Source organism: Lentzea sp. NPDC092896, from assembly GCF_044754905.1.
GTDB lineage: Bacteria > Actinomycetota > Actinomycetes > Mycobacteriales > Pseudonocardiaceae > Lentzea.
This window is the reverse complement of record NZ_JBIVPX010000007.1, coordinates 258,826-272,177: the sequence shown is the minus strand read 5'-3', so window position 1 is coordinate 272,177 and position 13,352 is coordinate 258,826. Positions and strand designations below refer to the sequence as shown.

Below are 13,352 nucleotides of genomic sequence, written 5' to 3'. Positions count from 1 at the left end.
ATGAGCCTCGGCCTCCCGGACAAGATCACAGCGCTGCTGTTCGACCTCGACGGCGTGCTCACGAGCACCGCCGTGCTGCACCGGCAGGCGTGGCGGCAGACGTTCGAAGCCATGGGCCAGCCGTTCAGCGAGCAGGACTACCTCGCCTACGTGGACGGAAAGCCGCGCTACGACGGTGTCCGCAGCTTCCTGACCTCACGCGGCCTCACGCCGTCGGAGGACGAGATCCGCCGCATCGGCGACCAGAAGAACGACCTCGTCAACGAGATCATCGACAAGGAGGGCATCACGCCGTACCCCGCGTCGGTCACGTATCTGAAAGCCGCGCGCGAGGCGGGCCTGCCCATCGGCGTCGTCACGTCCTCGGCCAACGCCATGCGCGTGCTGAAGTCCGGCAACCTGCTCGACTACGTCGACGCGCTGGTGGACGGCAACGTGATCACCGCGTCGAACCTGCGGGGCAAACCGGCGCCCGACTCGTTCGTCGAGGGCGCCAGAAGACTGAAGACGGCACCGGAGAACGCCGCGGTCTTCGAGGACGCGCTCGCGGGCGTGCAGGCGGGGCACGACGGCGGCTTCGGGTACGTCGTGGGCGTCGACCGCGGCCACCAGCGCGACGCGCTGAAGTCGCACGGCGCCGACGTGGTCGTCGACGAGCTCGACGAGCTGCTCTCATGAGCTACGCGGTCGAACCGTGGCAGCTGCGCTGGCAGGGCCTGTCGGTGGACGACCTGCACCAGACCGAGTCGACGTTCGCGCTGGCCAACGGCCACATCGGACTGCGCGGCACGCTCGACGAGGGTGAGCCGCGCGGTCTGCCCGGCACGTACCTCAACGGCTTCTACGAAGAGCACCAGCTGCCGTACGGCGAGGGTGGCTACGGCTACCCGGAGGCAGGCCAGACCGTCGTCAACGTCACCGACGGCAAGATCATCCGGCTGCTGGTCGAGGACGAGCCGCTGGACATGCGCTACGGCAACGCCATCGAGCACGAACGCACGCTCGACTTCCGCTCCGGCACGTTGCGCCGCCGCACGGTCTGGGAATCGCCCACGGGCAGGCGTGTGACCGTGCGCAGCGAGCGGCTCGTGTCGTTCACACAGCGCGCGGTCGTCGCCATCCGCTACGAGGTCGAGCCGGAGGACGCTCTACAACTCGTCGTCCAGTCCGACCTGCTCGCGAACGAACCGGTCGCGAGCCGCAGCAACGATCCCCGCGTCGCCGCCGCGCTGGACGCTCCGCTGGTCAACGACTTCAAGATGGCGGAGAAGACGCGGGCCGTGCTGTGCCATCGCACCAAGGTGTCCGGTCTGCGGATGGCCGCCGCCATGGACCACGAGGTCGAGGTCGACGGCGTGGACGTGCACACCGAGATCCGCGCGGAGGACGACCTGGCCCGGTTCACCGCGGCCGTCGACGTGCCGGCGGGCGGGGTCCTGAAGCTGACCAAGTACCTGGCCTACGGCTGGTCGGGGCAGCGGTCGACACCGGCGTTGCGAGCGCAGGTCGAGGCGGCGCTGGCGGGCGCGTGCCAGACCGGCTGGGACGGGCTCGTCCAGGAGCAAAAGGCGTTCCTGGACGACTTCTGGGAGGTCGCCGACATCGAGATCGACGGCGACGACCAGTTGCAGCAGGCGATCAGGTTCGCGTTGTTCCACATCCTGCAGGCCGGGGCGCGCGGCGAGTCCCGTGCCATCCCAGGAAAAGGCCTCACCGGACCGGGCTACGACGGCCACGCGTTCTGGGACACCGAGATGTTCGTGCTCCCGGTGCTCACCTACACGCTGCCCGACGCCGCCCGCGACGCGCTGCGATGGCGTCATGCCACTTTGGACAAAGCCCGCGACCGCGCGAAGGTGTTGGGGCTCAAGGGAGCCGCGTTCCCGTGGCGTTCGATCAACGGCGCCGAGTGTTCCGCGTACTGGCCGGCGGGCACGGCCGCGTTCCACGTCTCCGGCGACGTCGCCTACGCCACCCAGCAGTACCTGAACGCCACCGGTGACGAGGACTTCGACCGCGACCAAGCCACCGAGATCCTCGTGGAGACCGCACGGCTGTGGTCCTCGCTGGGCCATCACGACCGGCACGACGGGTTCCGCATCGACGGCGTGACGGGCCCGGACGAGTACTCGGCGATCGTCGACAACAACGTCTACACGAACCTGATCGCCCAGCAGAACCTGCGCGCGGCCGCCGACGCCGCCGAACGGAATCCCTGTGACGCGACGGAAGAAGAGATCGCGGCCTGGCGCAGGGCCGCGGACGCGATGGCGATCCCGTACGACGACATGCTCGAGGTGCATCCGCAGGCGGACAACTTCACCAAGCACGCCGAGTGGGACTTCGAGAACACCCCGGAGGAGAAGTACCCGCTGCTGCTGCACTTCCCGTACTTCGACCTGTACCGCCGCCAGGTGGTGAAGCAGGCGGACCTGGTGCTCGCGATGCACGTCCGTGGTGACGTGTTCACCGACGAGGAAAAGGCCCGCAACTTCGCCTACTACGAGGCCCGCACGGTGCGCGACTCGTCGTTGTCGGCGGGCACGCAGGCGGTGCTGGCGGCCGAGGTCGGACACCTCGGGCTGGCGTTCGACTACCTGGTCGAGGCCGCGTTCACCGATCTGCACGACCTGCACAGCAACGTCACCAACGGCCTGCACATGGCGTCGCTGGCGGGTGCGTGGACGGCGCTGGTGGCCGGGTTCGGCGGCATGCGCGACCACGGCGGTGAGCTCACGTTCGCGCCGAGGATGCCGGACCAGCTGACCCGCTTCTCGTTCCGGATGTCCTTCCAGGGCACGAGAATCTCCGTGGACGTGTGCGCGGGTGAGGCCACCTACCGGATCGTGGACGGCACGTCGCTGACCACGAAGCACCACGGTGAGCCGATCACGATCACGGCGGACGCTCCGGTGACCATGCCGATCCCGAAGGCTCCCGACCTCGAGCGACCTCCGTCGCCGTTCGGCCGGGAGCCTCGCAGGCACTAGCTGAGCCGGGAGACCTGGTAATGCGCGATCAGGTCTCCCCTCACGATCACGCTCAGATTGACGGTGATGGTCGGCCGGTCGGCGAACGAGAAATCGACCGACAAATAGCCGAGCACCAGGTCATCGGCCAGCCTGCGCGTTTCCAGAATCTTGTACTCGGCCTTCATGCCGATGGGCTGGGAATCGTAGTAGGCGGCCACTGCCCGGCGTCCGACTCCGTAGGGGTGCAGCCCCTGGAAAATGGCGTCCTCGGTGAAGTTCGACGCCACGCGCTCGGGATCGTGCGCGTCCACGGCGTCCTTCCACCGGTCCATGACGTCTTCGAGGACCATGTCAGTGCCCCGCGCTCTGGCCGCCGTCGACGTGCAGGATCTCGCCCGTCACGAAGCCGGCCTGTTCGAGGAACGTGATCGCGTCGACGACGTCGGAGATCTCGCCGATCCGGCCGACGGGGTGCAGTCCGGCCAGGGCCTCGTGGGTCTCCGGAGCGTGCATCGGCGTCTTGATGATGCCGAGCGCGACGGTGTTGAAGCGGATGTTCCTGGTCGCGTACTCGACGGCGAGGGACTTGGTGACGGCGTTCAGACCGCCCTTGGTCAGCGACGCGAGGGCGGACGGCACCGCCGACAGCGCGTGGTCGACCAGGGTCGTGGACACGTTCACGACGTGGCCGCCGTTGTCGTCCATGGCCGCGACCGCGCTGCGCGTGATGTCGAAGAACCCGACGAGGTTGGTGCCGGTGACGGCCGCGAAGTCCTCGTCGGTGTACTCGGTGAAGGGCTTGGCGACGAAGATGCCGGCGTTGTTCACGAGCGAGTCGACCCGGCCGAACCGCGCGAGCGTCTCCTTGACGACCCGCGCGCCCTCACCGGGCTTGCTGAGGTCGGCGCGGATCGCGAGCACCTCGGGGTCGTTCGAGTCCTCGATGGAACGCGAGACCGCGACAACCGAATAGCCGAGCTTGCGATAGGCCGGAACGAGTGCCGCGCCAATTCCCTGCGACGCTCCCGTGACGATTGCCACCCTGCTGGTCATTTTCCTGCTCGCTTTCGAAGGAGGAGTAGCGGTTCTGACAGCCACAACCACCCGCTCCCGCGCCGAATTTCGCGGAATCGCGACCCGTTTCCTCCCTCGTGCGAGGCTCAGCCTCTCACCGCACGGTAGGGGTCGTCCGAGGGCAGCCAGACGCGGTCCAGACCGAGGTCACCGACGTCCCGTACGATCGCGTCGGCGGCGGCGATGACGTCCGCGCGTTCCTCGTCCTCGCGGCGCACCAGCGACCAGGTCCACACGACCTCGGGATCGACGACGGGCCGTTGCACGAGATCCGGCGGCAACGGCGTGGTCTGCCCCTTCGGCGAGTTGAGCACCGGCGTCGTGCACACCCGCACGTGGTCGAAGAACGCCGGCCCGGTGATGGCGCCGTTGTGGATGCGCCGGACGACGCAGCCGGTGTCCCGCGCGAACTCCTCGGCGTAGTCGTTCCAGGACTGCCACGACGTCACGTCGTCGTCCACCAGCACCGCGATGTCCTTGGCCCGCACCGGACTCGTGTCCGTGCCCACGGCCACCGCGTAGAGCCGGTCAGCGCCGAGCAGTTGTGCTCGGAGGCCCAGTTGGGCCGCCTCGGACCTGCGGATCCAGCACACGGCGAGGTCGAGGCTGCCGTCCGCCACCCGTGCCGCCTGCTGGTGCGACGGCACGACCCAGGCGTCCACGTAGAGCTGCGCGACCCCGGCCGTGCGGGCCGTGAGGTCCGGCGGCAGCCAGTTCACGTACCCGATCCGCACCGGCCGCGACCCGGACAACTGCCGTGCGTGCCGTTGCAGCTCATCGGCCCGTTCGAGCAGCGCCCGCACCTCGGGAACCAGCGCGGCACCGGCGGAAGTCAGCGCGACGGTCCGGCGGTCGCGGGCGAACAGCGGCACGCCGAGGTCCCGTTCGAGCGCCTTGATCTGCTGCGACAACGACGGCCCGGCGATCAGCAGGCGCGCGGCCGCCCGGCCGAAGTGCAGTTCGTCGGCGACCGCGAGGAAGTACCGGAGTTGACGCAGTTCCACCTCGCCATCCTAGGAGGCTCAGGCTCTCACGCAGGAGAAAGCCGGTCGTGGCGCCCGCAGCCGCGCGGTCGCACGATGAGGTCATGAGAGAGTTCATCGTCGAGATCACCACCACGATCCCGGACGGCACACCCCAGTCCGAAGTGGACTCACGCCGCGCGGCCGAAGCGGTGCGGGCCAAGGAGCTCACCACGAGCGGCAACCTCATCCGGTTGTGGCGGCCTGTTGGCGAGATGCGCAGCATCGGCCTGTGGCGGGCCGACGACGAGGCGGACCTCCACGCCCATGTGCTCGGCACGCTGCCGTTGAGCCCGTGGATGGCGTTCAACGTCACGGCCGTGCAACCTCACCCGAACGACCCCGGCCGTCTGTGAGCGCCCGGCAGGCCGCCGCGGCGCTGGCGGCGGCCATGGGCATCGGACGGTTCGTCTACACGCCGATCCTGCCGCTGATGACCGCGCAGGCAGGCCTGTCGGCTGCTTCGGCCGCGTCGCTCGCGACCGCCAACTACCTGGGCTACTTCGTCGGGGCGCTAGCCACGATCGTCCGCGCGCCGTCACGGACCACGAACCGTGTCGCGCTCACGCTGCTCGTGGCCACCCTCGCCGGGATGCCACTGACGCACGGCATGGCCGCGTGGTTCGTGCTGCGGCTGCTGGCCGGGGTAGCGAGCGCGGTGGTGTTCGTGGCGGCGGTGAACGCCCGGCCTGGGTGGGGCATGAGCGGGGTCGGGGCGGGGATCGCGCTGTCCGGGCTGCTGGTGCTGGTCTGGGGGCAGTGGCAGGCGGCGTGGTGGGCGGCGGCGGTGGCGGCGGGTCTGCTGGCCGTCGTGGCGTGGGGGCTGGAGCCTGCCGGGGATGTGGTTGTGCGGCGGGCTGGTGGCCGGGGTGAGACCGGCAGGCCGGGCTGCGATGCGGCCGGGCAACAGGCAGGCGCTCGGGCTGCAGTCGACTGCCTGGGCAACGATATGGCTGCGCGGCAGCCGGGCGGCCGGAGCGGGGCTGACGGGCCGGGCAGCGATGCAGCTGTGCGTCGGGCGGGTGGCCGGACTGAAGTCGATTGGCCGGGCAGCGATATCGCTCAGCAACGAGTGGGTGGCCAGGCTGGGGCCGACAAGCCGGGCGACGTGGCCGGGCGACGGCCGGGTGGGCAGGCCGGCGATGTGACCGGGCAGGAGCCGGGAACCTCGAGCTCCGCCGCCACGAGGCTCACCCGGTCCTCCCGCCGCGCCTTCGCCACCCTCTTCGCCGCCTACACCCTCGAAGGCGTCGGCTACATCATCGCCGGCACGTTCCTGGTCGCCGCCATCAGCGGCCCGCTCGGCAGCACCTCGTGGATCCTGGTCGGAGTCTCCGCCGCCCTCTCCCCCGTGCTGATGGCCCGGCTCGGCAACGGCCGCCCGGTGCTGGTCGCCGCGCTCGCAGTCCAGGCCGTGGGCATCGCACTCCCGGCAATGACCAGCACCACCGCCGCAGCCCTGATCGCGGTCGTCCTGTTCGGCGGCACGTTCATCGGCATCGCCGCCACCGCCCTCAAGCTCGGCAGCGACCTCGGCTTCCCGAGAGCCGCGGCCACGCTCACGGCCGGCTACTCGGCGGGCCAGATCATCGGCCCGCTGATCGCCACCCCGTTGCTGCACAACGGCTACCACCAGGCGTTGCTGCTGGCGGCCGCGGTCGTCGCGCTGGCCGCGATCACAGCTCTAGCACCACCTTCACGTCACCGGGACGCGACTCGAACGCCTCGACGAAAGACTCCAGCGGCACCCGCCGAGTGATCATCGCCGACAGCCACGCGTCGTCCGCGCGGTCCAGCACGGCCGAGGCCTCCCGGTAGTGCCGCACGTTCGAGTTGACCGTCCCGAACACGATCCCGTTGCGCAGCACCAGATCCCGGTTGATCTGCCCGATGTCGGCCGGGATCACCTCGGTGGACGGCACGCCGGTCAGGCACACCAGGTCCCGCCCCAGCAGCCGCGCGACCAGCGACGGTGCCCCGGTCGCCTCGATCACGACCGGGCAGTCCGGCAGGGTGCGGTGGTAGGTGGCGCCGAGCGACTCGACCAGGTCGGGCTTCGGGCCGTCGACGGCCAGGTCGAACACGTGCACGTCGAGGCCGCGCTGCACCCCGATCAACGCCGCCAGCAGCCCGATCGGGCCCGCCCCCGTCACCAGGACGCTCTCGAACGGGAACGGCGCCAGCCGGTCCAGCCGCTCCCACGCCTTCACGACCACCGACGCGGGTTCGACCAGAACACCTGTCGAGGAACTGACACCGACGGCATAAGCGGCAGGCACTGTCCACAAAGTCGAGCCGTAGCCGTCGAGGCCCGTGATGCCGCGCTCGGTGTACTGCCCGTTACGGCACATGTCGAACTCCCCGCGCGCACAAGCGACGCACGGCACCGGATCGGGTCTGCGGACCACCCCGGCGACCAGCGAGCCCGGCGCGAACCCGGGCCCGCTGACCACGCGGCCCAGCGACTCGTGCCCGATCACGAGAGTTCCGCCGACGCCGAACTCGCCGCGCACGATCTCGCGGTCCGTCCCGCAGATGCCGATGGCCACGCCCTCGACCAGCAGGTCCTCCGGTCCCGGCTCGGGGTCGGGCAGTTCGGTCAGGGACAGGGACCCGGCCCGTGCAAGATCAACCGTCAGTGCGCGCATGAAGACCATTCTTGACATATCAACAGCGACGCGCTGGTATGAGAGCGCTCTCACCGCCGCTGAAAAGGTCACTGCCTGTCTCAGTGAGGAGATAGTCGATGCGCAAGCTCCTGCTGCTCGCGACATCGGCCCTACTAGGGCTGACAACGATGTCCGCACCTGCTGTCCAAGCCGCTCCACCGAACCTGCTCCCCCTGACCGTCACGAACAACTCGGGCCGCGGTGACGCGACCCACCTGTACGTGTTCGGCGAGATGGGCGGCCGGCTCGGGTACGTCAACGCGAACGGCCAGTTCACGGCCTGGTCCGGAGGCGGAATCCCGCCGACCCCGGCACCGGACGTCTCGATCCCCGGCCCCGGGAACGGCGCCAGCCGGACCCTGCAGATCCCGCTCAACCTCGCCGGCGGCCGGCTCTACATGTCCTTCCGGGACAAGCTGAAGTTCTCCCTGGTCCCCAACGGCCTGGTGCAGCCAGCGCCGTGGGCCGCGGGTGACCCGAACCGCGACATCCTGTTCGACTGGAGCGAGTTCACCTACAACGGCGGCGGGTTGTGGTTGAACAGCTCGCAGGTGGACATGTTCTCGGTCCCCCACGCGGTCGAGGCGACCTCGCAGAGCGGCGTCACCAAGAAGACCGGCCAGCTGGTCTCCAACGGGCGCAACCGCATCTTCGACCAGCACCAGCAGCTCGGCGGCGACTGGGCCCGGCTCGTCTACACGCGCTCGGACGGCACACGGCTGCGCGTGCTGAACCCGAGCAAGGGCCTCGACGCGGGCGTGTTCTCCGGCTCGTACTTCGCGAACTACGTCAGCAGCGCCTGGTCGACGTACCAGAACACGCCGCTGACCGTCGTGCCGTACCAGAACGAGCCGAACCGCAAGTTCACCGGCCGCGTCAGCGGCGGGAACCTCAACTTCACCAACACGGCGGGCCAGCAGGTCGCGTCGTTCCAGCAGCCGTCCACCCGGGACGTCTTCAACTGCGACGGCCGGCTCGCGGCACCGAACAACGACATCGGCGCGATCTCGCGCTCGCTGTGCGCCGGGCTCAACCGCTCGACGTTCGGCTTCATCCACACCCAGCCGACCTACAACGCGGCCGACTTCTACACCCGCGCGACCACGAACCACTTCTCGAAGATCGTGCACCAGAACATGGTGGACGGGAAGGCCTACGGGTTCGCGTTCGATGACGTCGGCGCGTTCGAGTCACTTGTTCACGAACCGAACCCGCGTTCAGCGAAAATCACGCTGACCGGATTCTAGACCGAAGCAATCTTGCTTTTGATCGACTTTCACTCCACTGTGTGAGACGCCGTCGCCGCGGCTCTCACACAGTGGAGTCGTTGTGTGCGTACGGGTCCTGCTGGTCGAAGACGACGAGCGAATCCGGCAGGCTTTGAGCCTTGCCTTGTCCGACGAAGGATTCACCGTTGACGAGGCAGGTTCGGGCGAAGAGGCGTTACCGCGTTTGGAGACGGAATCGTTCGATGTGACGCTGGTCGATCTCACGTTGCCCGGCATGGACGGCCTGGAGGTCGTGCGGGCGCTGCGCTCGCGCGGTGACCTGCCGATAATCGTGGTGACCGCGCGAACGGACGCCCGCGACGTGATCGCCGGACTGGAGGCGGGGGCGGACGACTACGTCACGAAACCGTTGATGGCGGGAGTTCTCGCCGCGCGCATCCGCGCGTTGTTGCGCAGGCGCGGGCCGGGCCGCGAAGCCGTTCGGATCGGAGAACTGGAAATCCGTCCGCAGGAAGGGCTCGTGCACCGAGCGGGGGAACGCGTTCATCTCACCAGGACGGAATTCCGGCTGTTGCTGGAACTCGCTGGTGCGAGCGGCCGAATCGTCACCAGGGAACAGCTGCTGCAAAAGGTTTGGGGATATGACTACTTCGGTGACACCCGGCTGCTCGACGTGCACATAAGGAGACTTCGCCGCAAGATCGAGGCCAACCCGGACGATCCGGAACTGGTGCTCACCGTGCGCGGCACCGGCTATCGGATCCGCTCGTGAGGCTCACGCTGCGCTGCCGGGTCACGCTCTCGTTCGGTTTCGGCCTGCTGGTCGTCACGAGCGTGCTGGCGTTCGGCACCTGGAACCTCGCCTCCGGCTACATGCTGCGGCAACGGGAGGCGAGCGCGACCAGGCAGGCCGAGGTCAACGTGCGGCTGGTCGAACGGTCGCTGGCCTCGCCGGGCCTCGACGAGTTGCTGACCGGCCTCACCACCGGGCCCGACTCGTCGATCCTGGTGATGAGCCCGGAGGGCCTGGTGACGGCGGGCCGCAAGGTCGAGCCGTCGCAGCTGCCCGCCGGACTGGTGGAGCACCCGCCGGGCAAGGAGCGGATCACCGTGGACGGGCTGCCGATGCTCGCCGTCGCGCGGCCGGTGGCGGGCGACGCCGTCTACGTCGAACTGTTCGGGTTGCAGCAGCTCAACCGGACGTTCGCGTTCCTGAGCGCGGTGCTGATCGCCGGCACGATCGGCTCGGCGCTGCTCGGGGCCGCGCTGGGCTCGTGGGCGTCGAAGCGGGCGCTGAAACCGTTGACGGAGCTGAACTCCGCCGCGGGCCGGATCGCCGGCGGTGATCTGCACGCCCGGCTGCCCGACCAGGACGACCCGGATCTCGCGGCGCTGGCGGCGAAGTTCAACTCGACGGCCCAGGCACTGGAGCAGAGAGCCCTGCGGGACGCCCGGTTCGCCTCGGACGTCTCGCACGAGCTGCGGTCGCCGTTGACGACGATGGTGAACGCGGGCGCGGTGCTGCGCCGGCGTCGTGAGCACCTGCCCGGCACGGCGGGAACAGCGCTGGAACTGCTGACCTCGGAGGTCGACAGGTTCGCGCGGATGGTCGTGGACCTGCTGGAGATCTCCCGGGCGGACCAGACCGACGACCCCGCGCCGGAGGAGATCGCGCTGGACGCGTTGGTGCGCAACGTGATCGCGACCCGTGTGCCCGTGCCCCTGGACCTGGAACCCGCCATCGTGCTGGGTGACCGGCGCAGGCTGGACCGGGTGCTGACCAACCTGCTGGACAACGCCGAGCGGCACGCCGGGGGCGCGGTGCTGGTGTCCGTGCGGACCGGTGGTTCCTCCGCGCGGCTGGTGGTGGAGGACGCCGGGCCCGGCGTGCCGGAGGGGTTGCGGGAGGAGATCTTCGAACGGTTCGCGCGCGGGGTGATGGCGGGCAGCCGGGGCGACGACACGGGCAGCGGGCTGGGGCTCGCGCTGGTCCGCGACCACGTGCACCGGCTGGGCGGCCGGGTCTGGGTGGAGGACCGTGCGCCGTGCGGCTCCCGGTTCGTCGTCGAGATGGTCTTACGGAGTTCTGACGGCTAGCCGCTCGAGCACGCCGGGCCGTCGCGTGAGTCCTACGGTCGGTGCATGCGAGTACTGATCACCGGCGGGGCCGGGTTCATCGGGTCGCACGTCGCGGACGAGCTGACCTCCCAGGGCCACGAATGCGTGGTGCTCGACGCGTTGCTGCCCGAGGCGCACAGCGCTGTTCCCCTGCTGGACCACGAACTTGTCATTGGCGACGTGACCTCCCCCGACGTGCTGCGGCCATTGCTGTCCACTGTGGACGCGGTGTGCCACCAGGCGGCGATGGTCGGGCACGGCGTGGATCCGTTCGACGCGCCCTCCTACGCGCGCCACAACGACCTGGGCACGGCGGTCCTGCTGGCCGAGATGTACCGGGCCGGGGTGTCGCGGCTGGTGCTGGCGTCGTCGATGGTCGTCTACGGAGAGGGGCGCTACCGGTGCCTCTCGCACGGGATCGTGCGGGCCGAACGGACTGCCGCCGACGTCGAACGCGGTGTGTACGAGCCGCGGTGCTTCTGCGGCGACTTCGTGGTCTCCGAACTGGTGCCCGAGGACGCTCCGCTGGAGCCCCGCAGCACCTACGCGGCCACGAAGCTGGCGCAGGAGCACCTGGCGGTGGCGTGGGCCCGGCAGACCGGCGGAAGCGTGTGGGCGTTGCGGTACCACAACGTCTACGGCCCGCGGATGCCGCGCGACACCCCGTACGCCGGGGTCGCGTCGATCTTCCGGTCGGCTTTGCAGAACGGCGTCGCGCCCCGGGTGATGGAGGACGGGCGGCAGCGGCGCGACTTCGTGCACGTCACGGACGTCGCGCGGGCCAACGTCCTGGCCCTGTCGTCGCCGCGTCCGGGCTTCGAGGCCGTGAACGTCTGCTCCGGCACCCCGCACACCATCGGCGACCTGGCGTTCGCGCTGGCCGACGCGTGCGACGGTCCGACGCCCGAGATCGTGGGCGGGGCGCGGCCTGGCGACGTCCGGCACGTGGTCGCGTCACCCGCGAAGGCGTTGGACGTGCTGGGTTTCGAGGCTCAGGTCGGGTTCGAGGAGGGCGTGCGGGAGTTCGCGTTCGCCTCGCAGCGGGAGTCCGTCACCAGTTCGTGAGGACGAGGTGGTTCACCGCCAGGGCCGTGACGGCCTGGGCGGTGAGCCACCTCTTCTGGTTGTCCAGCTTCGCGGTGCCGGCCATCAGCCACACCGCGAACGGCAACCAGATCCGTTCGGTCTCGGCCTTGCTCAGCCCGGACAGATCGGCGGCCAGGATCGCCACGCCGGCCGCGACGACCCACTTGTCCTTGCGCAGTCCCTTGATGCCCGCCGGGCCGATGACCAGCGCGAGTGCCGCGAGGTTCGCCCACACCCAGTACCAGTACGGCCTGACGTCGCCGATGCCCTGGTAGTAGCGGAGTTTCACGAGCTCGTAGCCGTCGAGCCACCAGAACCCGCTGAGCGCGAACGCCCCCACGACCGCGAGCGCGCCCGCGACGGCCCAGCCGATCCGGCGGAGGGGAAGTCCTTCGCCGCGACGCCACACGGCGGCGAGCGCGAGCGGTGCCAGCAACACCAGGCCGTAGGACAGGAACAGGCACCAGCCCAGCACGACGCCGCCCAGCACCGGCCACCGGGTGAGCAGGTAGAGGCCGACGGCCGCGACGCCCATGAACATGCCGTCCGCCGACGCGCCGACCCACACCGCGCCCGGGAACAGCACGAGGAACGGCAGCACGGCGTTGTTGTTGACGGCCTTGGGAATCGCGACGACGGCGAGCGACCCGACCAGCACGCAGAAGATCGAGGCCGCCGCCCCTCCCCCGAGCCCCACGCGGTCGAGCCCGACGAACGTGAGCAACGCGCCCGGCGGGTGTCCGGAGACGTGCGTGGTCCACGAGTCGGGCTGGAAGTCGGGGATGCGCGCGGCGAACCCGCGCAGCATGGCCGGGACGTCGGTGATGCCGGGGACCTCGTGCAGGTACTCGTCCTCGGTCGTCAGCCTGGTGACGAACCGGCCCCAGCCGTCGATCATCGCCAGCGCGAACGTGAACGCCACCGAAGCCGCGTAGGCGATCGGCAGCGCGAACCTGTGCTCAGCGAGCTCAGGCCCCTTGGCCACGACGAGGAACGCGATCAGGACCGCGATCGGCGTGCCGAGGCCGATGTGCGGCTCCCAGTTCCCGAAGATCGGTGCCGCCGAGGCGTAGAGGAGGTTCGGGTCGAGGGCGTTGACGACGACCCCGGCGACGATGGCGGCAACGACGAGCAGTCCTGCGATGACTAGACGCACCGCGCCCAACCTAGGGGGTGCCCGCG

The 13,352-nt window shown here is 69.7% G+C and carries 13 protein-coding genes; 8 read left to right on the top strand and 5 right to left on the bottom strand.

Features of this window, described 5'->3' with window-relative positions:
• Both ACIQF0_RS31630 and ACIQF0_RS31625 read left to right on the top strand, forming a co-directional pair.
• Window positions 1-678 (top strand): HAD family hydrolase, encoded by a 678-nt coding sequence (locus ACIQF0_RS31630; RefSeq protein ID WP_401035454.1) that lies wholly within the window; start codon window positions 1-3, stop codon window positions 676-678.
• Window positions 675-2,990 carry a glycoside hydrolase family 65 protein gene (locus ACIQF0_RS31625; protein ID WP_401035451.1) on the top strand — a complete coding sequence of 772 codons (2,316 nt, stop codon included), beginning with the start codon at window positions 675-677 and terminating at the stop codon, window positions 2,988-2,990. Before ACIQF0_RS31630 ends, ACIQF0_RS31625 begins: the two co-directional genes overlap by 4 nt.
• Here ACIQF0_RS31625 and ACIQF0_RS31620 read toward each other — a convergent pair.
• The 3 genes from ACIQF0_RS31620 to ACIQF0_RS31610 all read right to left on the bottom strand — a co-directional run bounded on the left by ACIQF0_RS31620 (window position 2,987) and on the right by ACIQF0_RS31610 (window position 5,050).
• A complete protein-coding gene (locus tag ACIQF0_RS31620; RefSeq protein ID WP_401035448.1) occupies window positions 2,987-3,322 on the bottom strand; it encodes an SgcJ/EcaC family oxidoreductase in 336 nt (111 codons plus the stop codon). The genes ACIQF0_RS31625 and ACIQF0_RS31620 overlap by 4 nt on opposite strands.
• Before the next feature lies 1 nt (window position 3,323).
• The gene (locus ACIQF0_RS31615; RefSeq protein ID WP_360034423.1) at window positions 3,324-4,025 is read right to left on the bottom strand and encodes an SDR family oxidoreductase; all 702 of its coding nucleotides are present in this window, start codon (window positions 4,023-4,025) and stop codon (window positions 3,324-3,326) included.
• Window positions 4,026-4,132: 107 nt separating this feature from the next.
• Entirely contained in the window at window positions 4,133-5,050 is a 918-nt protein-coding gene (locus ACIQF0_RS31610) for a LysR family transcriptional regulator (RefSeq protein WP_401035445.1), read from the bottom strand.
• An 83-nt stretch (window positions 5,051-5,133) separates the two neighbouring features.
• Here ACIQF0_RS31610 and ACIQF0_RS31605 point away from each other — a divergent pair, with 83 nt between their 5' ends.
• Window positions 5,134-5,424, top strand: a complete 291-nt coding sequence (locus ACIQF0_RS31605; RefSeq protein ID WP_401035442.1) for a muconolactone Delta-isomerase family protein — start codon at window positions 5,134-5,136, stop codon at window positions 5,422-5,424.
• Window positions 5,421-6,827, top strand: coding sequence for a YbfB/YjiJ family MFS transporter (locus ACIQF0_RS31600; protein WP_401035439.1), 1,407 nt, complete (start codon window positions 5,421-5,423; stop codon window positions 6,825-6,827). The genes ACIQF0_RS31605 and ACIQF0_RS31600 overlap by 4 nt, the downstream gene beginning before the upstream one ends.
• Here the strand turns inward: ACIQF0_RS31600 and ACIQF0_RS31595 are convergent.
• Entirely contained in the window at window positions 6,745-7,716 is a 972-nt protein-coding gene (locus tag ACIQF0_RS31595; protein WP_401035436.1) for an alcohol dehydrogenase catalytic domain-containing protein, read from the bottom strand. The genes ACIQF0_RS31600 and ACIQF0_RS31595 overlap by 83 nt on opposite strands.
• A gap of 98 nt (window positions 7,717-7,814) precedes the next feature.
• Between ACIQF0_RS31595 and ACIQF0_RS31590 the strand changes: the two genes are divergently transcribed.
• The 4 genes from ACIQF0_RS31590 (at window position 7,815) to ACIQF0_RS31575 (ending at window position 12,149) form a co-directional block, all read left to right on the top strand.
• Entirely contained in the window at window positions 7,815-8,984 is a 1,170-nt protein-coding gene (locus tag ACIQF0_RS31590; RefSeq protein WP_401035433.1) for a beta-1,3-glucanase family protein, read from the top strand.
• 82 nt (window positions 8,985-9,066) lie between these two features.
• Window positions 9,067-9,738, top strand: a complete 672-nt coding sequence (locus ACIQF0_RS31585; protein WP_360034440.1) for a response regulator transcription factor — start codon at window positions 9,067-9,069, stop codon at window positions 9,736-9,738.
• On the top strand, window positions 9,735-11,063 hold the full coding sequence (locus tag ACIQF0_RS31580) for an ATP-binding protein (protein WP_401035429.1): 1,329 nt from the start codon (window positions 9,735-9,737) through the stop codon (window positions 11,061-11,063). Before ACIQF0_RS31585 ends, ACIQF0_RS31580 begins: the two co-directional genes overlap by 4 nt.
• Before the next feature lie 45 nt (window positions 11,064-11,108).
• Window positions 11,109-12,149 carry an NAD-dependent epimerase/dehydratase family protein gene (locus ACIQF0_RS31575; RefSeq protein ID WP_360034446.1) on the top strand — a complete coding sequence of 347 codons (1,041 nt, stop codon included), beginning with the start codon at window positions 11,109-11,111 and terminating at the stop codon, window positions 12,147-12,149.
• On the opposite strand, the gene ACIQF0_RS31570 is transcribed toward ACIQF0_RS31575, so the two are convergent.
• Window positions 12,136-13,326 (bottom strand): hypothetical protein, encoded by a 1,191-nt coding sequence (locus ACIQF0_RS31570; RefSeq protein WP_401035426.1) that lies wholly within the window; start codon window positions 13,324-13,326, stop codon window positions 12,136-12,138. The two genes, ACIQF0_RS31575 and ACIQF0_RS31570, sit on opposite strands and share 14 nt — an antisense overlap.
• Between the last annotated feature and the right edge of the window lie 26 nt (window positions 13,327-13,352).